This window comes from Candidatus Anoxymicrobium japonicum (assembly GCA_002843005.1).
GTDB classification, from domain to species: domain Bacteria; phylum Actinomycetota; class Geothermincolia; order Fen-727; family Anoxymicrobiaceae; genus Anoxymicrobium; species Anoxymicrobium japonicum.
The window spans coordinates 1-19,923 of the sequence record PHEX01000025.1 but is presented as its reverse complement, the minus strand read 5'-3'; the positions used below and the strand labels follow the sequence as shown (position 1 = coordinate 19,923).

Genomic DNA, 19,923 nt, shown 5'->3' with positions numbered 1-19,923 from the left:
GCAAATTCACAAAATGGACGCCCTTTACGACCCTTCCGCCTTCAACGTCGAGACATGGAATTATACGTTTGGCAAGCATTTAAGCGCTCCTTAGCGCCGCGAACGCTTCGCCGAGAGTGAAATGCTCCTTGTACAAAGCCATCCCCACTATCACTCCTTCAATGCCCAGTGGGCTCATTTGGGAAACGCGAGTAATATCTTCGACTGCGCTAACACCGCCCGAGGCAATCACGGGGATCGGGGAAACTCTCGCGATAGCCTCGAGTCCCTTGAAATTTGGGCCGTGGAGCGTGCCGTCTCTCGTCGTATCGGTGTAGATTATCCGTCGTACTCCAACAGACGCGAGACGATCGATGGCGGCTTCGGGCTTCTCCTGTGAGACGCCCATCCAGCCACGCAAGGCAACCTTGCCCTCCTTTACATCGACGCCAACGGCAAGGCGCTCTCCCAGTCCCCCGGCAACTTCCGCGAGGAAGTCGGCATCCTCAAACGCGGCTGTGCCAACGACCACGCGCGAGATACCTGACTCCACGTACGAGAATGCGTCGGCGGAGCTCCGTATCCCGCCTCCCACCTCGATGGGGATAGAAAGAGCCGAGGCGATATCCCTTATCACACCACTATTTACGGGCTTGCCACTGAACGCGCCGTCGAGGTCCACGACGTGCAGCAGGCGCGCCCCTTCCTCCTGCCAGCGAAGCGCCGCGCGGGCGGGGTCTTTATCGAAGACCGTCTCCTCATCGGCAAGCCCGCGCCGGAGACGCACGCACCGGCCGCCCATTATGTCGACGGCTGGTATCACGAGAAATTCAGTGGTCTCAGTCATCACGCGCAAGCTCCAGCCAGGCGCCCGAAGTTCTTGAGCATCTCGAGCCCCAGCAGGCTCGACTTCTCGGGGTGAAACTGCGCTCCCCAGACGTTATCTTTGCCCATGGCGCAAGCGAACTCAAGCCCGTACTCAGTTGTGCCTATCGTCCAGGAGTCGTCTGCCGGCGCGCAGTAAAACGAGTGCACAAAATAAAAGCGCGCGTCTTTGCCGATTCCCTCAAACAGCGGATTTGGACGCTTGACGCCAAGCACGTTCCATCCCATGTGAGGCACTTTCACGGAATCGGGAAGACGCACTACGCCGCCGGGAACCACCCCCAGTCCCTCGTTGCGACCGTGCTCTTCGCTGTACTCGAATAGCAGTTGCATGCCAAGGCAAATGCCCAGCACATGCCTGCCGGTCTCAATGTAGTTAAGGATTGCCGTGTCCATGTTCAATCGCATGAGGCTCTTCATGGCATCTCCAAACGCTCCAACTCCTGGCAGAACAAGCCCGTCGAACCCGTCCAATTCCCTGGCGTGTGAGCATATGACGGCATCCACCCCCACTTTCTCGAGCCCTTTCTGAACGCTGTGAAGGTTACCGACTCCATAGTCGATTACACCGATGAGCGCCATCAAAGCACGCCTTTTGTGCTGGGCACGTCCAATACCCGCTGATCGAGAGCGACCGCTGTCTTCATTGCGCGCCCCACGGCCTTGAATACCGCCTCGAGCCCGTGATGAACGTTCGTGCCACATCGCAGCTCGACGTGCATCGTCATTGCCGCCTCGTTGACGATAGCTTGAAAGAAATCCCTGGAAAGATTCGGTTCGAAGTTGCCGAGTGGTTCCGGCTCGAGATCGACTTTGTATGATAAAAACGGCCGGCCGCTCATGTCTATAGCCACCTCGGCCAGGCATTCGTCCATTGGCACAAGGCTCGACGCGAACCTGGTCAGGCCCGCTTTGTCTCCCAGTGCGATTGAGAGCGCTTCGCCGATAGCAAGACCGGTGTCCTCTACTGTGTGGTGCCCGTCCACCTGCAAGTCACCTTTTGCCTCCAGGCTGATGTCGATCAAGGCGTGCCGGAACATGAGCTCCAGCATGTGATCGAAGAACGGCAGGCCTGTCGCTATGGACGTCGCCCCATGCCCGTCAAGATCGATAGACACGCGTATAGACGTTTCTTTAGTCGTACGCTCGCACTCACCCTGTCTTGCCACTTTCAGACCTCCACCTGTGACGATTCTCCCCCGGTTCTGATCTCAATCGAGCGGGCATGATTCTCGAGTCCTTCGATTCCGGCGAGTAGCCGGGCATGCTCCGCGTCAACGGCAAATCCCTCTTGTGTGTATGAGACGACATTCATTGTCCTGGTAAAGTCGAGAGCGCTCAATCCGGAGAGCCGCGCGGCGCTGCCTCCTGTAGGAAGCACATGGCTCGGGCCCGCGATGTAGTCACCCATTGTAACCGCGGACCAGGGGCCGAGAAAGACGCATCCGGCAGTCATTATAGAGGGCAGGAGCGATTCCGCGTCATCCACCATCAGTTCCAGATGCTCGGGGGCAATCGCGTTTATCAGCGCCAGGCTTTGCTCACGGCCGGCGCTTGCGAGCAGGCTCACACTGCCCTTTGAATCGGCGTCCAATGCCTCCAGGCGTTTTCGCGCATCTTTAATCAAATCGTCCGATTCGGTAATGAGCGCCGCAAGCGCGTGAGGGTCGTGCTCCAGTTGCGCCATCAGATCAGCGACAACGTATGACGCTCGAGCACCAGCGTCGGCGTATATCAAGATCTCGCTCGGACCCGCCTCGGTGTCCACTGTCACGACCCCGCTTACGAGACGTTTCGCCGTCGCCACGTACATGTTGCCGGGGCCCGATACCATGAGACATCTTGGCACGGTTTCCGTGCCGTAAGCCATTGCCGCTATCGCCTGGGCGCCTCCCACACGGAACACCCGGCATCCGCCCACGAGCGCTGTTGCCGCCACTGTCACATTATTGATGTCGCCGCCATCTCCCGGCGGGATACAGCAGATGATCTCTTTAACACCGGCGCAGCGCGCGGGGATTCCGGTCATGAGGACTGTTGACGGGTATGCGAATCTGCCCCCAGGAAGGTAAAGCCCCACCGTCTGAAGAGGGCGGCTGACCTGTCCCACTGTTATCCCGCTCGCGGGCTCAAACGTCCAATCTCGATTCAAGCACTCCCGTGAGAAAGCCTCGATCCGCTCAGCAGCCTTTTCGAGCGCGCCGCGGGTTTTTACGTCGAGAGCGTTGAGGGCCACCCGGCCGGCGGACACCGGGAGTTCCAGAGCGGCTTGCTCGAGGCGCACGCCGTCATATCGCTCGGTGAATTCCACCAGAGCCGCGTCGCCGTTCTTTTTGACGCCTTCGATGATAGAGAGCACAACTTCGGTTACGTCCTGTTGCGCCTCCGTTTGCTCCCGAAGCAGCGCGGCAATGCCCGTCGTGTCCTCTTGACCAATTTCTTCATACGTGTTAATCAACAATTGATGCTCCTGTCAGTCACCAACGAAGTATACCGTAATGAGGAAACACACATCGCGTAAAGGTGGTGACGTCAATAACGTCAATGATCGATGAAGAAATGGATTGTCACTGCTGCGGCGAAAATCGAGCGGTAATTATTTGTCTGGGTTGCGGTATCCCGATCTGTGATCAGTGCGTCAGGCTCGAAGAATACGGCTTCGGGTGTGATGGATGCAAGATAGTCGCTTTTTGTCCCGATTGTTTTGTCGATCCCGACGTCAACACGGTGGCCCGTTTTGACGCATAAACGCATAAAATGGTTTGACCCCATTATGCGTTTATGCAACCATCATCCTATTTCCGGATAACGCAAGGTGACAGATGACGCGCCCAACTCCGACTTTAACAGCGCCATCAGATCGCCATCGATTCCAACAGAGAACAGTTCTCCCAGTTGTACGTAATGCGCTTCGGATCCTTTCTCACTCAAACGCAACTGCACCGGAACGTCGCCCGCGTGCTCGACCAGGATTTCCTTGATTCGCGACATCATCTCTTCTGTAAACTGATTTGCTTCAACGGAAAGTTCCAGGCCGTTCGGTTTCATAGCGCCTTTCGGCAGTGGTTTAACGTCGTCGGCCAGAAGCTTGCGCGAACTGTCCAGCAAATCGAGCCTCCCTTTGACGATAACGACCGCGTCATCCACAAGAAGATCGGCCAGGCTCTCGTATCTTTTGTTGAAAACAAGTGTGGATATGGCGCCCGAGAAATCCTCCAGCATGAAAACGGCCCACGGCTTGCCGGACTTGTTGTACCTCTTTTCGAGACGCGCAATCATTCCAACCAGCGTGACAGTTGTTTTGTCCATCTCGGGTGATATCTGGGCAATCTCCATGTCAGAGTAACTTTCCACGAGCGAGCGCCAATCTGATAGCGGATGTTCGCTGACGTACACCCCGAGCATTTCCTTCTCGAAGGCAAGAAGTTGATGCTTTGATATCTCCGGCGCCTCTATGCGCGTGGTCTCGTCCACATCATCCTCTCCCCCGCCAAACAGGGTAAACTGACCTTCGTCGCGCTCTGCCTTGCGACGCTCAGCGCCGGAGACAGAGTAATCATATGTGACAAGAAGCCTGCTCCTGTCAGGCTCGATGGAGTCGAAGGCGCCAGCCTTGATCAGGCTTTCAAGGGTTTTTTTGTTAAGGATCGATGACGGCGCCCTGTCACAGAAATCGCCAAAACTTCTGAAGGGGCCGGCGTCTTCGCGACACGCGACAATCTGCTCGACCACCAAACCGCCGACGTTGCGCACGGCGGAAAGCCCGAACAGGACGTAGCCATCCTCGGGAGTGAAGTAAGCGTCGCTGACATTGATATCGGGAGGCTTGACCTCCAGCCCCATGCGCTTGCATTCGTTGATGTACTCCACCAGGCGATCCTGGTTGTCCATATAGATTGTCATGAGCGCGGCCATGTACTCCGATGGGTAGTGCGTCTTGAGATACGCGGTCTGGTAGGAGACGAGGGCGTAGGCGGTGCTGTGCGATTTGTTGAAGCCGTAGCCTCCGAACGTCTCAATGAGGTCGAACACGCGGGTGGCCGTCGCCTCATCGATGCCCCCGGACATCGCCCCTTCCAGGAATTTCTCGCGATGGCGGAACATGATGTCCGATTTCTTCTTGCCTATTGCCTTGCGGAGCTCATCGGCTTCGAGCCCCGTGTAACCGGCTATTGTCCTCGCGACCTGCATCGCCTGCTCCTGGTAAACAATTACACCATAGGTCTCTTTGAGAACCTCTTCCAGGCTCTCATGAGGGTATGTCACGGCCCGTCTTCCATGCTTCTGATCAACAAACGCGCGGTGCATGTTCTGCTTGAGCGGGCCTGGCCGAAAGAGAGCGATAAGGGCGATGATATCCTCGAACCTGTTCGGCAACATGTCGCGCATGAGGGATCGCATGCCGGGGCTCGTGAGCTGGAACGTGCCTATCGTGTCGCCTCTTTGCAGAAGTTCATAAGTCTTGCCGTCATCCATCGGGAGTTCGTCAATGTCGAGATTGACACTGTGGCGATTGTTGATGAGGTTGACAGCCAGCTCGAGCAGGCTCTGCGTCTTCAGGCCGAGCATGTCGACTTTGAGAAGCCCCAATTTCTCTATGTCATACATGTCATACTGTGTAATCACCACGGCGGAGCCTTCACCACTTTTCTGCTGCACGCACAGCGGAGAGTAGGAATCGATGGCATCCGCGGCGATCACGATACCGGCGGCGTGCACGGATGCGTGCCGTACCATCCCCTCGATGCTACGGGCGATGTCCACCACCTCCCGCACTTCAGAATCAGTGTCGTACGCGTTTCGGAGATCCTGGCTTTGTTCGAGCGCAAGGTCGATGGTCATGTTCGGGTCGTCAGGTATCATTTTGGAAAGCGTGTCCATGCGCGCGTACGGCACTTCCCTGACCCTGCCGACATCCTTGACAGCGGCCTTCGCCTTGAGCCTGGAGAACGTGACTATCGGAGAAACCCTGTCACGGCCGTATTTATCCGCCACATAGTCGATGACCTCTCCCCTGCGGAAGTGGCTGATGTCGATGTCAATGTCCGGCAACGCGATGCGCTCGGAATTCAGAAACCTCTCGAATAGCAAGCCGTACCTGATGGGGTCGATGGTCGTAATTCCGAGAGCGTACGACACCAGGCTGCCGGCGGCGGATCCCCTGCCGGGTCCGACCTTGATCCCATGCTCTTTGGCATACCTGACGAAATCCCAAACTATCAGGAAGTACCCTGAAAAACCGAGTGATCTAATAACGGAGATTTCCGTGTTCAGCCGCTCTTCAACCTCTTTTGGAGGGTTCTCGCCATAATGTCTCTTCACTCCCGCTCGCGCGAGGTGTTCCAGATAGGAGTCGAAATCATAACCAGCGGGAGTGTCGTAACCAGGCAGATAAACCTGGTCGAGCTTTATGTCCACTTCACAGCGGTTCGCGATGTCGACAGTGTTCGACAGCGCTTCCGGAAAATCCGGGAAAATTGCCTCCATCTCCGACGCGCTCTTGAGGTAGAACTCATCGGTCGAGAACTTAAGGCGCGCCGTCTCCGAGAGAAGTTTGCCTGTCTGGATGCACAGCAGGTGGTCGTGTGGGCCGGAGTCTTCGCGGCTGACGAAATGAACGTCATTGGTGGCGACCAGCCCGACCCCCTTCTCGCGCGCGATCTCGATTAACGCCTGGTTGACCTTCGCCTGCTCGGGAATACCGTGATCCATTATCTCCAGATAGAAGCAGTCGTCGCCGAACAGGGAACAGTAGCGCTCGATCGCGCGAATCGCCCCCTGCCTGTCATCTTGCAGCAAAAACGCCTGAACTTCGCCCTTGAGACACGCGGAGAGGGCGATGAGGCCTTCGCCGTTTTCGGCAAGAACTTCCTGATCCACGCGTGGCTTGTAGTAGAAGCCCTCGGTAAAACCTCTCGTAACTATTCGCATGAGGTTGTGATATCCCGTGTTGTCACGGGCCAGTAGCACGAGGTGGTAAGGCTTCTCGGTCAGACCCCCATCGCGCGCCTTCCTGCCCCGTGGGGCAACATAGACCTCGGCTCCTATGATTGGCTTGACACCGGCTTTCAGCGCCTCCTGATAGAAGGAGAGAGCGCCGTACATCACACCGTGGTCGGTTATGGCAAGTGAGTGCATGTCCATGGATTTAGCCTTGGTGAGCGCATCCTTTATCCGGCAGGCGCCATCAAGGATCGAATATTCCGTATGAACGTGAAGGTGCGCGAATTCCGGGGACAAACTGCTCTCCTGGTGTAGCAACGGCGACGTTAAATAATTCTTTGACTCTCGCTTTGTTCCTTTGGCGCAAAGCCACCGACTTGAAAACAACCTCACACGCAGGGGTCAGGCAACGTCTACCGCTGCGCGGTAGACGTTGCCAGACCCCTCTACGCAGTAAAGGTAGACGGAGAGGTAGACGGTGCCTGACCCCAATTCTATAATGACAGCAGTTGTCGGACGCAACATGGAGTTATTTTTATGAGATTGAGCTACAGCGCTATATCCACCTACTTGAACTGCCCGTTCAAGTACCGTCTCCAGTACGTCGAGAAGCGGCCGAGCCTGCCCAGCCCTTCCCTGAGCTTCGGCAGCAGCGTGCACTCCGCCCTCGAGTGGCTCTACTCGGTACCGACACCTGACCCGCGCTCGCTCGAAGACCTTCTGGAGCAGTTCGAATCGTGCTGGATCAGCGATGGTTACGCAAGTCCGGAAGAGGAAGTCCGGTACTTCTATCAGGGAAAATCCACGCTCGAGCTCTTCTACCGCAACAATATCACCAACAGCCCGACAGGTTTTCAGGTGCCGGCCGCGGTTGAGCACAAGTTCGTTGTCGACCTCGACTTCTGTAAACTCTCAGGCGTTATAGACAGGCTCGACCGAGATCCACACGGTGGCTTTGAGATTATCGATTACAAGACCAACAGAAGGCTTCCGCCGGCCAGGCGCCTGCGAGAGGATCTCCAGTTGCCGTTGTATCAAATAGCCGCACAACGCATATGGGAAGTCCCTGTCAGCCGGGTAACGTTTCACTATCTCATGATGGATCACAAAGCCAGCTTCGTGATCACTCCTGAGCGCGAAAGGGAGACGATCGAGAAAGTCGAACAGGTCGCCGGGCAAATAGCCGCCGGGAAGTTCGACCCCTGCAAGAACAACCTATGCCCATGGTGCGATTACCTCAAGGAGTGTCCGCTTCAAGCCACGCGCGAGGTCGAGCGCCGCAGGCCCGAGGCGCCTCCGCTTGATATAGGGCAGGCAGTCGATGAACTGATAGAGGCGCAAGATCGCGTCGCGTCAAGCCTCGCGCGCATCGAAGGCCTCAAAGACATTGTTGCCAGATATCTTTCGGAGCATCAAGTGGAGAGCGTCGGCGGAAACATTGGGATTGCTTATTTTGACGACGAGGGCAACCTCGCCTGGCGCAAGGAAGAAAACGCATAATGGGGTCAAACCAAATTATGCGTTTTGCAACAGATCAATGATGGGAATGCGCATAACCTCCTGGTACTTCGCGGAGGGCACCACGCGCGACAACGCGAACGACGGCAGCTACGAAGAGTGGCTATGCCTGCAGAACCCGAACGCCGAGGAGGCTCACGCCCACGTGCGCTACATTCTGGAGAACAGCCGGGTCATCGAGAGAGACTACGTTCTGCCGCCGATGAGCCGAAAGACTTACGACGTGAATCTGGAGATCGGACCGAATCACGACGTAAGCGCTATGGTCACGTGCGACCGGGAGATCGTGGCGGAAAGGCCTCTTTACTTCAATTACAGAAACACGTGGGACGGCGGCGACGTGGCCGTCGGCTCACCCAGCTTGAACACCGTCTGGCATTTCGCCGAAGGGTGCACACGCGACGGTTTCAACACGTGGCTTTGCCTCGTGAATCCGGAAAGCCGCGAGGTCAACGCCAACCTGGACTATTTTCTGGGAAACGCGCCTTCAATCTCCCGGCGCGTAACAATCCCCCCGCATACCCGCATAACTGTTGACGTCAATCTGGACGTAGAACCAAACCGGGACGTTAGCTGCCGGGTGACCGCGGATCAGCTAATAGCCGTCGAGCGCCCGATGTACTTCAACTACAAGGGCGCGTGGGCTGGCGGCCACATCGGGGTGGGCGTCTCCGACCCCGGTGTTACCTGGTACTTCGCCGAGGGGTGCACACGGTAATTTAACTTTGGGGTCAGTCCCCCATGGCGCGCGGGCGCGCCACCACCTAAAATGAAAATGTCTCAGGGTAACACACCCCCCACTTTAATCCTCACTTTTATACACGAAACGTAGACGGCGCCTGACCCCTGGTTGCGGTAGACGCAGCGGTAGACGGTGCCTGACCCCTGGCTATGTTAAGTCAAGTGGTTAAGCGCGTTTTGGAGATCTTCCGGCAGATTAGAGGTGAACTCCAGTTGTTCTCCTGTGACAGGGTGTGAGAACGCCAGCCTGTACGCGTGTAGAAACTGTCTGGAGAGATCGAGGCGCGTCGCGGACTTGCCGGGAGAGTACTCGGGATCTCCGGCGACGGGGTGGCCAATCTGCGCAAAGTGAACGCGTATCTGGTGAGTGCGCCCTGTTTCCAGAGCGACTTCGACTAATGTAAAGTCGTTTGCGAATCTCTTTTTCACCTTGAAGTTCGAGACCGCTCTTTTTCCGGAGAGCCGATCCACCGTCATCAGACGGCGATTGGCGCGGCTGCGGCCTATGGGCGCGTCAATCGTGCCCGTTTCTGCGGGAATTGAGCCTCCAACGAGCGCGATGTAGATTCTTTCCACCTCACGCGACCTCATCTTCTCTATCATGGCGTCATAAGCGAAGCCCGTTCGCGCCACAGCCACAAGGCCCGACGTTCCCCGATCCAACCTGTGGACGATACCCGGCCTGCCGACGCCGCCTACGCCATCCAGTTCCGGATATTGCGAAATAAGGGCGTTGGCAAGCGTGCCCGCGGAGTGTCCAGGTCCCGGATACATCACAAGAGCCGCGGGCTTGTCGACAACGATAATGTGTTCGTCCTCGTGGACGACGTTCACGGGAATCTCCTGCGGGAGAATATTATCAGGCACATGCGGCGGCATTTCCCATGTTACTTTCTCGCCAGGGGCGATGATGTGATTCTTGCGCGCCGGCTTTCCGTCCACCAGCGCCAACCCGTCGGCTATGAGCTTTTGCGCGCTGTTGCGCGATACGCCAGCGCAAGATGAGATGAAAACGTCAAGGCGCTCGCCTTCGCGAATCACAAAGTCTCGCTCCCCGCGGGCGGAAGTATCCTGTGTCTGAACAACAGAACCGCCACCGCGACGACAAACAGTCCGATGCTCATAAACTGGAAGAACGGCCCCGCGCTCGCGGAGGCGTGCTCACGGAAAAACTCCATCGAAAAACGTATCGCGCTATAGCCCATCACAAATACCCAGAAAGCGGTGCCGTCCCGGACAAACTCGTCCTTCTTCCACCACAGAAACGCGAAGAGAGCGAGATCGAGAATCAGCTCGTATATCTGAGCCGGGTGCCGCCGCCCCACGATGCCGCACACGGCAGGATAGCTTACCCCCCACGCCATGCCGGTCGGCTTGCCGTAGCAACAACCGTTTAGAAAACAACCTATCCTGCCTATCGCAAGCGCCAGCGGTACGCAAAGGCCCGCCAGATCCATAGTTGTCCAGAATTTTATCTTTTTCCAGCGCCCAACAAGAACTCCGAAGGCGAGACCGAAGATGAGCCCGCCGTAGAAGACGAGGCCGTCCATGTTGACCTTGATTATTTCGTTCATGTGAGAGGAGTAGTACGACCAGTAGCCGGCCACGTAAAACAGGCGCGCTCCCAGAATCCCGCCAACTACCGCCGCCAGCATGAAATCAAAAATGAGATCCGGGTCTTTGTACTGCCTGGATAAGTGACGCCGCGCGACCAGCGCGGCAACCAGAAACCCCACGGCCAACATTACCCCGTAGGAGTAAACGGTCAGATTGCCAATGTGAAACATTTCTCTGTGCAAGCTTCAACCCCTCATTGATTTTCGATCTCTAACGATTTTTCGCGCATAAAGTCGAACGCGAGAACTATCACAAGAATGATAACACCAATTACGATAGCGACATCCGCGACGTTGAAAACGGGCCACCACCCGAGGTCGAGGAAGTCCACGACCTTTTGACGGGCGATACGGTCGATGAGGTTGCCAAGCGATCCTCCGACCAAAAGCCCGAGGCCGATGAATGAGAGCGGATCGCCGGCGCGTCTGGATACGATGAACCACGCAAATCCAAGCGCGATGATCCCTGTTGCCACGAGAAAGATCACCTGATTGCCCTGGCGCATGATACCGAACGCCCCGCCGGTATTTGTCGAGTGTGTAAGCGAAATCACGTGTGGCAGCAAAGAGATCGACTGGCCTGTCTCCAGACATGCGACAACAAGCGCCTTGGAAATCTGATCCAGCGCAATCGTTGACGCGGCGACCGCAACGCTAAAGGCAGACATGTTCTTCGTTGAGCGCTCGAGAAGTTTTATGCGCACCATGTTATCACTGACGCTCCAGCGCGAGGACACATCGTTCGCAAATGTCCGGCTCTGAATTAAACGCTCCAACCGTGGGGCTGTAATTCCAACAGCGCTGGCACTTTTTTCCGGGCGCTCTCATCACCACTATTTCAATTTCACCATGGGCGTCTTGCCCGCGCTCGAGCGACGCGATGTCACACACGTTGACCGCCGAAACTATCAGCAGTTCAGGAAGTTGCCGTTCGACGCCTATCAGTAGTTCCAGTTGCTCTCCGCCGGCATAGATGAGCACTCCGGCCTCGAGACCGGTCCCTATCATTCCCGCCTGTCGGGCTTCCTCTATCTTGCGATAAACGTGTTCCCTGACCGTCAGCAACCCGTCCCACTTGCGCTCGAGCGCTTCATCAACGAAAGAGTCGTCGCGCTCGGGCCATGCGGCGAGATGAATGCTCCGCGCCGGCCAGGTGTTCTCTGGCATCGAGAGCATAGCCTCCTCGGCGGTATGGGCGAGCACTGGCGCTACCATCGCGAGGAGCTTGCCGCATATTTCATGCATTGCCGTCTGCGCCGATCTACGGCCCTTCGATTCCCTGGGATATGTGTAAAGCCGATCCTTCAATATATCCAGGTATAACGAGCTCAAGTCAACGGTACAGAAAAGCTGAAGAGCGTGTATCGCCTGGTGCAACAACCATTTGTCCATAGCCGTGGTAACGCGCGCTATGAGCCCCTGGAACCGGCTGAGCATCCAGCGATCTATCTCCTCCATCTCCTTGATGTCCACCGAATCGACCGCGGGGTCGAAGTCGCAACAGTTCCCGAGCAGAAAACGCAACGTGTTCCGAATGCGCCTGTACGATTCGGTAATTCTGGCAAGTATCTCATCTGAAACAGGAATGTCGGTCGAGTAGTCGGTGGATGCGGTCCACAGGCGGAGTATGTCCGCGCCCGAGCGGTTGCACACCTCACGCGGGTCGATGGTATTTCCAATGGACTTGGACATCTTGCGTCCGTCTTTGTCCACTGTAAAGCCATGCGTCATTACAGCGCCGTAAGGAGACTTGCCGTTGCAGCTGACAGAGAGCAGCAGGCTCGACTGAAACCATCCACGGTGCTGATCGCTTCCCTCTACGTACAGATCCGCTGGCCATCGAAGGTTGTCGCGCGCGCGCAATACCGCGAAGCTGCTGACCCCGGATTCAAACCAGACATCGAGAATGTCGCTTTCCTTTTCAAAATCGACGCCAGCGCAAGCCGGGCAGGCAAGATCCGCCGGCAGAAACTCGGAGGGCGCCTTTGTGAACCACGCGTCGGCGCCCATCGAAGCCACCAGATTGCGTATCGCTTCAAACGTCTCAGCGTTGAGCAACTCCTTGCCGCATTTCTTGCAGTACACGACCGGAATCGGAACGCCCCACGACCTCTGGCGAGAGATGCACCAGTCCGGCCTGTTCTCCACCATCGAGCCAATACGGTTGATCGTCCAGTCGGGTATCCATTTCACTTCTTGCAGAGCATCCATCGAGGCCTGCCGCAAACTCCTTCCGTCAACTTCTTCATCCAGTGACACGAACCACTGTGGCGTGGCGCGAAATATTACAGGTTGTTTGCACCGCCAGCAGTGCGGGTACTGATGCGTAATCTTGCTCGACGAGAGCAAGAGCCCTCGCCTGAAAAGGTCTTTGATTATCTCGGGGTTGGCGTCTGTCACGCTCATTCCGGCAAACTGGCCGGCCTCCGCCGTAAAGCGCCCTGTGTCATCAACCGGCATAGGGCTCGGCAGGTTGTATTCGAGTCCGGTCAGATAATCTTCCTGGCCGTGCCCGGGAGCGATGTGAACACATCCGCTTCCTTGCTCCAGCGTAACGTAGGCGGCAAGCACGATAGCAGAATCTCGGTCAGCCATCGGATGACGGCATTTCAGCCCCTCGATCTCAGACGCGGAAAACGTCTCGGAAACCGTGTAGTTTTCAATCGCCAGCTCTGAGGCGACACGATCCACCAACTGCTCGGCCATTACAAGTATCTCCGTCCCGGTGTTGACCCCGACATAAGGAAAGTGGGGAGAAAGCGCAACCGCGACGTTGGCCGGCAACGTCCACGGAGTAGTCGTCCATATAAGAAGAGACACGGGCAACCCATGCCCGGACAGAGGCGCGAACTCGTCTGAAAGGGCGAGCCGCACGAATATCGAATGCGATTCCTCGTCCTCGTACTCGATTTCCGCCTCGGCCAGCGCTGTAACGCACGTCGGACACCAGTGAATCGGTTTTCGGCCCCTGAATATCAATCCTTTCAGATAGAGCTCGGCAAACACTTCGATGTTTGTGGCCTCGTACTCCGGCTCGAGCGTAAGGTAAGGGTTCTCGAAGTTCCCGAGCACTCCCAGTCTCTTGAACTGGTCGGCCTGCCTGAAAACAAAATCCATCGCGTAATCGCGGCACTTCTTTCGCAACTCAACCTTGCTGATGTCCACGCCGGATCCAAGTTGTTTTGTCACCTGGTGCTCGATCGGCTGCCCGTGGCAATCCCAACCGGGCACGTACGGGCACCTGAAACCACGCATGGTCTTGTACTTGACGATGATGTCTTTCAGCATCTTGTTGTAAGCCGTGCCAACGTGTATGTCACCGTTGGCGTACGGTGGACCATCGTGCAGCACGAACAGCTCACGGCCTTCACTTTCCGCGAGGATGCTTTCGTACAACTTGATCGCGTCCCAGTGAGCCTGTATCTCCGGCTCGCGTTTCGCTAGGTTTCCCTTCATCGGAAAACTGTTTTTTGGAAGGTTCAGTGTATCTTTGTAATTCATGTTCCTCCTATTATGATTCAGGGGTCAAGCACCGTCTACCTCTCCGTCTACCGCTGCGCGGTAGACTCGGCGGGGTCAGGCGAGATGTAGCCTCACCATGTTGAGAGCGGCAAGGGTGGCGACATTCCGAATCCTCATGCGATCGCCTGGGAGCAGATACGTTTGTGACAAAACGCCTTTTTCGTGAGCAAGAGCGATAACGACGGTACCCACAGGTTTGTTCTCCCGGAGCGAGCCGGGTCCGGCGATACCTGTAGTCGCTATCGCCAGGTCACTGTCAAAGAGAGCCCGCGCGCCGTGCGCCATCGCCTCCGCGACATCCTCGCTGACCGCTCCATCGGCAAGAAGATTAGCGGGCACGTTTAAGAGACGCGTCTTCTCATCCGCGCTGTACGCGACCACCCCTCCGCGCAAATACGCCGAACTGCCCGGAGTGTTCGCGATCCTAGAACTCACCATTCCCGCTGTAACGGATTCCGCGGTCGCGATTGTCAGCGCCCGTTCGCGCAACAGCTCTCCCGTGGCATCCTCCATGGATCGGTCTCCCACAGCGAATATCAGATTCCCCAGCCGTTCGGCGACCATGGCCTGCTCGACGTCGAGCATGGCGTTCGCGCACTTCGCGTCAGCGCCGCGCGCGGTAAGTTTTACGACAACAACGCCTTCTGTCGCGAGAAATCCGTATTTGACCGATCCGGCATCTATGAGATCCGCTACAACTCCCGCGACATCGGACTCTCCCATGCCAAACGTCATTATTCGCCTGGTCACCGACAGTTCGGCCGTGGGAAACCTTCTGGCCAGCTCTGGCATCACGTGTGTTGCAAGCATCGACTGCATCTCTTTGGGAACGCCGGGGAGAGCTACGATCAGCGCCGCGCCGCGCGCGATCATGAACCCAGGCGCGGTGCCGCCGGCCGGTGGAATCACAACCGCGCCTTGCGGCAGATACGCCTGTGAGAGATTCTCTTTTGCCATGGGCCTTCCAAGGCGCTTAAAAAAACGCTCGAGGCCATCTTTGAGGCTCGGGTGAAAAACAAGCTCCTTGCCCACGGCACTGGAAATAGACTCACGGGTAAGATCATCTGACGTGGGGCCGAGACCGCCTGTTACGATAACCGCTTCGCAAACATGGGAGAGCGCGCGCACTTCTCTCGAAATATCTTCCACGTTGTCGGGAACTGTGACATGCCGGGAAACGACGAACCCGGCCTCGCCAAGTGACGACGCGATAAAGCGAACGTTCGTGTCCAGTGTTTCACAGGACAGAAGCTCATCGCCAACAGTGAGAACACCTATGCGAGGAAAACATTCTTTCATGTGAAATCAACCTCTCACGCAGGGGTCAGGCACCGTCTACCTTTACTGCGTAGAGGGGTCTGGCAACGTCTACCGCTTTAGCGGTAGACGTTGCCTGACCCTGGTTGCGGTAGACGGAGAGGTAGACGGTGCTTGACCCCTAATTATTAGTTGCAAATATTTCTCGTCGCGCGCGCATGATGTAGTCGATACCCGAATAAACCGTTAACGCTGCCATGACATAGAGAAGAACAGTCTCAGGCGCTCCGCTTGCCGCGCGGGGGAAAAATATCAGCGCGCACACGACGACAGTTTGCGAGAACATCTTTATCTTCCCCGTCCAGGAAGCAGGGAAAGATGTTCCCTTGCGCGTGCCGATTATTCGAAAGCTCGAGATAAGCATTTCTCGTGAAACAACAACCAGAAGAGCCCAGAACGGAAACAGGGCCACGTGGTTCACGTGCCCCACATACCACAGCGCGATCATCGCCGAGATCATCAGTGTCTTGTCCGCGAGAGGATCCAGAAACTGGCCCAGCTTCGTCACAGCGTCGTACTTGCGGGCGCAGTAACCGTCCACCCTGTCCGTGAGCGCGGCCACCACAAAGACGACGCCGGCCACGAGAGTGTTGTAAATATTGAACAGGCTCTCGCCCCTGTGCAACAGCAACAACACGACGACAGGCGCCAGCGCTATTCGCAGCGCGGTTATCACGTTTGCGAGACTAGCGAGCCTCCTGGATTTCTCCGACAAGATCAAGTCCCTCATTTCCGGTGATGCGCGCGGTGACAAACCCGCCCGGCTCAGGCGTCAACCCCGCGCGCGACGCGCGCTTCAGGTATATCATCCCATCAACTACAGGGGCCTCTCTGTACGAACGCCCTGTCAGGTCGTAAGGCTCGATCTCACAAAGCTCGTCCACGACCACTTCGAGTTCCATGCCCACCATGCTTCCAATGCGATTCGCCTCTATTTCGTCCTGGAACTCGACAACTTTATCATAGCGCGAAAGCGCCACGCTGGCTGGAACTCGATCTCTGAGGGAAGCGGCCGTAGTTCCCTCCTCCGGCGAGAAGACAAACGCGCCCAGCCAGTCGAAACGCGCTTCCGCGACAAAGCTCGTCAGACTCTCGAACTCCCGCTCCGTCTCGCCTGGATAGCCAACCATGACGGTGGATCTTATTGCCGCATCAGGAATAGATTCTCTTATCCTTGCAAGCAATCCGAGGTGCTCAACGCCGGAACCCGTCCTGCCCATGCGCCTCAACACGCTCGCGCTCGCGTGCTGGAACGGGATATCGAAGTAGTCGCAAACGAGCGGGTTGCCCGCGACCTCCTCTATTAGACGATCGGTGATTCCTTCTGGCTGCAAATAAAGCATTCGCAGCCACTTCACTCCTTCGATCCCAGAAATATCGGCGACAATTCGCGCCAGGTCGGTTGACCCGGTCGGCAAATCGCGACCGTACGAAGTGAGATCCTGCGCCAGCAGAACGACCTCTCTCTCCCGGCCGGAACACAACCGCCTTATCTCGTCGAGCACGTCACACGGTTGCCGGCTCACAAGCGGACCACGTATGGATGGTATCGCGCAAAACCTGCAAGCGCGGTCGCAACCGTCCGCGACGCGCACGTAAAGCGTGGCATTTTCCGAAGAATCCACCGTTCTCGATTCGTCGCTCAAGCGCGGGAATTGCGAGGCGCCTTCGTACCTGCCGCCCGAGAGCGTTTCGCGCAGCGCAATAGCCAGTTCAGCCCGCCAGTTTCTACCCAGTGCGCCAGACACCTCTGGCATCTCGCTCATCAACCCGGCGCCGTAACGTTGCGCCATGCAACCGAGAATCAGCACTGGAGGGCGCGGCGTCAGCCTCGACACCATCTCTTCCAGCTCCAGGATACTGTCAATTCCCTCGTCGCACGCCTCGCGAATAAACCCGCACGTCATTACGAAAACAACATCGCATGACTCGACGGCACGCGTCTCTGAGAGCCCCAGCGCCGACAAATCACTCCGCAACAGATCCGATTCCACCTCGTTTTTGAAGCAGCCCAGGGTCACAAGAAGGTAACGACGTCCATGCGTGTCGGCGCCGGAAATCTCAACAGAAGAGAGTGTCATTGCAATATCCCGGTTCTACCAATTACCGGTAGTTTGAGAACTGGAGAGGAAGCACGAAGTCGTGTTCTTTCACGGCTTTGATTACGTTTTGCAGAGAGTCTTTGCTCTTGCTCGAGACGCGCACCTGATCTTTCTGGATCGTCACGTTGATTTTTTTGTCTACGCCTTTGATAAACTTGGTGATTTCCCTGGCCTTGTCCTGGTCTATGCCCTGCAGTATCGCGGCCTCGCGCTTTACGGTTCCCTTGGAACCGGGCTGTACGGCGCCCCATGATATCGCTTTTATCGGCACGTTCCGGCGAGTGAGCCGTGTCTCTATCACCTCTATTATCGCGTTCAGGTGAAACTCGTCAGCCGAGTGCGCGGTTATCGTCTCGTGAGTGCTCTCTATTCTGGATCCGGCGCCTTTGAAGTCATACCTGTTGTCGATCTCTTTGCGCGCCTGGTTGAGCGCGTTGTCCAACTCGGGAATATCTACCTTGCTAACGATATCAAACGAACTGTCGCCTGATGCCATGTCACTCCTCTTGAAGCTTGAAATCGTCCACGAGCTTCTTCATTTCGATAGATAGCCTCGCGAGCTCCTGGATCGACGCTCTCATCTCCTCCATTGAAGCCGTTTGCTGATTCGCGGCGGCGGACGCCTCCTGTGTGCCCGCGGCAGCCTCTTCCGCTATCGCCGCTATGTCATGCGATGACTTGACCACGCGATCAGAACCGTCACGTTGAGCCTCGGACGCTCTGTAAACGGACTCGGCGCCTATCGCCATGTCTTCTACGATTTGCGCCACGTGCATCAGCGCGTCAAGCGTCGACTGTATTACATCGATAGAACTGTCGATTATTCCCTTGCCGCTATCAACAGCCTTCAGCGCCCGCGCAGTCTCACTTTCAGTGTCCTTGATCATTCTGGAAATCTGGTCGGCCGCCTTGCGGCTGCTCTCGGCGAGATTCCGCACTTCTTCCGCCACCACCGCGAAGCCGCGGCCGTGCTCTCCGGCGCGACTGGCCTCTATGGCCGCGTTGAGCGCGAGCATGTTGGTCTGTTCCGCGATATGCGTTATTACGTCAACAATGAGCCCGATCTGCATCGATCTGTCGCTGAGCCCCTGCATTATTCCTGTCGCGCTATCCATAGCCTGCTTCATTTCAAGTATTCTGGTAGCCGCGTTTTCAGCGCTGAGAGAACCGGCGCGCGCGATCTCATTGGCCGCGCGCCCTGTTTCAGCCGACGATTTCGCCTGATCGGCGACGTTTGACGCCATGTCCGCGATCTCACTGATGATCTCCGACGTCTCTTCAACGGATCTCGCCTGCGATTCGGCGCCCCTGGATATCTGTTCGACGGTCGAAGACACCTCCTGTGCCGATGCCATAACTTCATCGGAAGACGCCGCCAGTTCTTCCGCGGTGGAACTCACGTGCGTCGAGGCCTCTCGCAACTTTTCGAGAATTATACGCAACCCATCCACCATCGCGTTTTCAGCGTCTATCAACTGGCCGATTATGTCATTGGAGCTCGACCGCAGGTGCGCGGTCATGTCGCCACTGGCTATAGAATGCGAGAACTCGATGACCGGGTTCAACGCGGTTTTGAAAGCCCAGTGGATGATCAACACGTAAATGGTTTCCCCGACCAGAACCACCACAAACAGTATGACCGACAGCAGCAGCAGATTTAATGTGGACAGGTTTGCAAACTTCGCGAGAAGCGATATCACGGCTCCAAGCGATATCAGGCCATGGACAATCCCTATCATGATTATTTTGCGCTTGATACTGAAATCACTGATCAAGTTATTTCGTCCTCAAATCATCAACCGCCGAGGTTCATTATCTTTTCCGCCACATCCCCTCCGACCTCTTTGCCGGAAAAAAAGGAAACGGATTTTTCTATATGCGCGACAAGCTCCGCAAGCTCAGCGGACGTCAATGTATCCGGCGTAGAGCCGATAAGTTCACAGTTCTTCTTAAGCGTAGCCTTAGCGATAAAATCTCCAACGGCGGATGCCAGTACTTTCTCGATTTGCTGGGCCAGAGGATTGGCCAACTCTAACCTCCTGTATCACTCAACGCCTGCGATTCATCCCCTTGCCGCGCCTGCCTAATATGTATTCAGATTATCAATACACGGAATAATGTGCAACACGGGGTCAGGCACCGTCTACCGCTCCGTCTACCGCTGCGCGGTAGACGTTGCCTGACCCCTCTACGCAGTGAAGTGAGAAAACGCATAATGGGGTCAAACCAAAATATGCATTTTGCAACAGATAAATGATGGGAGCGCGCATAAAAATGCATATTTTGGTTTGACCCCATTA

Annotated in this window: 19 protein-coding genes; 2 read left to right on the top strand and 17 right to left on the bottom strand. The window is 56.4% G+C overall.

Annotated features, from left to right (window positions below; all coding sequences use genetic code 11):
* The 7 genes from CVT63_03790 to CVT63_03760 all read right to left on the bottom strand — a co-directional run.
* The coding region (locus CVT63_03790; GenBank protein PKQ28261.1) for an imidazole glycerol phosphate synthase subunit HisF at positions 1–79 on the bottom strand (79 nt) is incomplete at its 3' end.
* Entirely contained in the window at positions 80–826 is a 747-nt protein-coding gene (hisA, locus tag CVT63_03785; GenBank protein PKQ28260.1) for a 1-(5-phosphoribosyl)-5-[(5-phosphoribosylamino)methylideneamino]imidazole-4-carboxamide isomerase, read from the bottom strand.
* Positions 826–1,446, bottom strand: coding sequence for an imidazole glycerol phosphate synthase subunit HisH (hisH, locus tag CVT63_03780; GenBank protein ID PKQ28259.1), 621 nt, complete (start codon positions 1,444–1,446; stop codon positions 826–828). Before hisH ends, hisA begins: the two co-directional genes overlap by 1 nt.
* The gene (locus CVT63_03775; protein ID PKQ28258.1) at positions 1,446–2,033 is read right to left on the bottom strand and encodes an imidazoleglycerol-phosphate dehydratase HisB; all 588 of its coding nucleotides are present in this window, start codon (positions 2,031–2,033) and stop codon (positions 1,446–1,448) included. The genes hisH and CVT63_03775 overlap by 1 nt, the downstream gene beginning before the upstream one ends.
* 2 nt (positions 2,034–2,035) lie before the next feature.
* Positions 2,036–3,325: a histidinol dehydrogenase gene (gene hisD / locus CVT63_03770; protein ID PKQ28257.1), complete on the bottom strand. Its 1,290-nt coding sequence runs from the start codon at positions 3,323–3,325 to the stop codon at positions 2,036–2,038.
* A gap of 80 nt (positions 3,326–3,405) precedes the next feature.
* Positions 3,406–3,636 (bottom strand): hypothetical protein, encoded by a 231-nt coding sequence (locus CVT63_03765; protein ID PKQ28256.1) that lies wholly within the window; start codon positions 3,634–3,636, stop codon positions 3,406–3,408.
* 18 nt (positions 3,637–3,654) lie between these two features.
* Positions 3,655–7,206, bottom strand: coding sequence for a DNA polymerase III subunit alpha (locus CVT63_03760; protein ID PKQ28255.1), 3,552 nt, complete (start codon positions 7,204–7,206; stop codon positions 3,655–3,657).
* A 138-nt stretch (positions 7,207–7,344) separates the two neighbouring features.
* Between CVT63_03760 and CVT63_03755 the strand changes: the two genes are divergently transcribed.
* Together CVT63_03755 and CVT63_03750 are read left to right on the top strand one after the other, a co-directional pair.
* Complete coding sequence (locus CVT63_03755; protein ID PKQ28254.1) at positions 7,345–8,307, top strand: hypothetical protein; 963 nt, start codon at positions 7,345–7,347, stop codon at positions 8,305–8,307.
* A gap of 37 nt (positions 8,308–8,344) precedes the next feature.
* Positions 8,345–9,043, top strand: a complete 699-nt coding sequence (locus CVT63_03750; GenBank protein ID PKQ28253.1) for a hypothetical protein — start codon at positions 8,345–8,347, stop codon at positions 9,041–9,043.
* A gap of 176 nt (positions 9,044–9,219) precedes the next feature.
* Here the strand turns inward: CVT63_03750 and CVT63_03745 are convergent, their stop codons facing one another.
* The 10 genes from CVT63_03745 to CVT63_03700 form a co-directional block, all read right to left on the bottom strand.
* A complete protein-coding gene (locus CVT63_03745; protein PKQ28252.1) occupies positions 9,220–10,107 on the bottom strand; it encodes an RluA family pseudouridine synthase in 888 nt (295 codons plus the stop codon).
* Positions 10,104–10,865, bottom strand: a complete 762-nt coding sequence (gene lgt, locus CVT63_03740) for a prolipoprotein diacylglyceryl transferase (GenBank protein PKQ28251.1) — start codon at positions 10,863–10,865, stop codon at positions 10,104–10,106. The genes CVT63_03745 and lgt overlap by 4 nt, the downstream gene beginning before the upstream one ends.
* Before the next feature lie 11 nt (positions 10,866–10,876).
* Positions 10,877–11,389 (bottom strand): signal peptidase II, encoded by a 513-nt coding sequence (lspA, locus tag CVT63_03735; protein ID PKQ28250.1) that lies wholly within the window; start codon positions 11,387–11,389, stop codon positions 10,877–10,879.
* Between the two features lie 4 nt (positions 11,390–11,393).
* Positions 11,394–14,183, bottom strand: a complete 2,790-nt coding sequence (locus tag CVT63_03730; GenBank protein PKQ28249.1) for an isoleucine--tRNA ligase — start codon at positions 14,181–14,183, stop codon at positions 11,394–11,396.
* 75 nt (positions 14,184–14,258) lie between these two features.
* On the bottom strand, positions 14,259–15,503 hold the full coding sequence (locus CVT63_03725; protein ID PKQ28248.1) for a damage-inducible protein CinA: 1,245 nt from the start codon (positions 15,501–15,503) through the stop codon (positions 14,259–14,261).
* Positions 15,504–15,642: 139 nt separating this feature from the next.
* Entirely contained in the window at positions 15,643–16,251 is a 609-nt protein-coding gene (gene pgsA, locus CVT63_03720) for a CDP-diacylglycerol--glycerol-3-phosphate 3-phosphatidyltransferase (GenBank protein ID PKQ28247.1), read from the bottom strand.
* On the bottom strand, positions 16,208–17,602 hold the full coding sequence (gene rimO / locus CVT63_03715; GenBank protein ID PKQ28246.1) for a 30S ribosomal protein S12 methylthiotransferase RimO: 1,395 nt from the start codon (positions 17,600–17,602) through the stop codon (positions 16,208–16,210). The genes pgsA and rimO overlap by 44 nt, the downstream gene beginning before the upstream one ends.
* Before the next feature lie 22 nt (positions 17,603–17,624).
* A complete protein-coding gene (locus CVT63_03710) occupies positions 17,625–18,119 on the bottom strand; it encodes a YajQ family cyclic di-GMP-binding protein (GenBank protein ID PKQ28245.1) in 495 nt (164 codons plus the stop codon).
* 1 nt (position 18,120) lies between these two features.
* Complete coding sequence (locus CVT63_03705; GenBank protein PKQ28244.1) at positions 18,121–19,398, bottom strand: hypothetical protein; 1,278 nt, start codon at positions 19,396–19,398, stop codon at positions 18,121–18,123.
* A gap of 20 nt (positions 19,399–19,418) precedes the next feature.
* Positions 19,419–19,652: a hypothetical protein gene (locus CVT63_03700; GenBank protein PKQ28243.1), complete on the bottom strand. Its 234-nt coding sequence runs from the start codon at positions 19,650–19,652 to the stop codon at positions 19,419–19,421.
* Positions 19,653–19,923 lie beyond the last annotated feature (271 nt).

What these genes read in the sequence shown, in the direction of transcription:
- rimO (PKQ28246.1), bottom strand. Translation starts at nt 17,602, where the DNA reads ATGACACTCTCTTCTGTTGAGATTTCCGGCGCCGACACGCATGGACGT.
- lspA (PKQ28250.1), bottom strand. Translation starts at nt 11,389, where the DNA reads ATGGTGCGCATAAAACTTCTCGAGCGCTCAACGAAGAACATGTCTGCC.
- CVT63_03755 (PKQ28254.1), top strand. Translation starts at nt 7,345, where the DNA reads ATGAGATTGAGCTACAGCGCTATATCCACCTACTTGAACTGCCCGTTC.
- CVT63_03730 (PKQ28249.1), bottom strand. Translation starts at nt 14,183, where the DNA reads ATGAATTACAAAGATACACTGAACCTTCCAAAAAACAGTTTTCCGATG.
- CVT63_03710 (PKQ28245.1), bottom strand. Translation starts at nt 18,119, where the DNA reads ATGGCATCAGGCGACAGTTCGTTTGATATCGTTAGCAAGGTAGATATT.
- hisH (PKQ28259.1), bottom strand. Translation starts at nt 1,446, where the DNA reads ATGGCGCTCATCGGTGTAATCGACTATGGAGTCGGTAACCTTCACAGC.
- CVT63_03750 (PKQ28253.1), top strand. Translation starts at nt 8,345, where the DNA reads ATGATGGGAATGCGCATAACCTCCTGGTACTTCGCGGAGGGCACCACG.
- hisA (PKQ28260.1), bottom strand. Translation starts at nt 826, where the DNA reads ATGACTGAGACCACTGAATTTCTCGTGATACCAGCCGTCGACATAATG.
- pgsA (PKQ28247.1), bottom strand. Translation starts at nt 16,251, where the DNA reads ATGAGGGACTTGATCTTGTCGGAGAAATCCAGGAGGCTCGCTAGTCTC.
- CVT63_03725 (PKQ28248.1), bottom strand. Translation starts at nt 15,503, where the DNA reads ATGAAAGAATGTTTTCCTCGCATAGGTGTTCTCACTGTTGGCGATGAG.
- CVT63_03765 (PKQ28256.1), bottom strand. Translation starts at nt 3,636, where the DNA reads ATGGGGTCAAACCATTTTATGCGTTTATGCGTCAAAACGGGCCACCGT.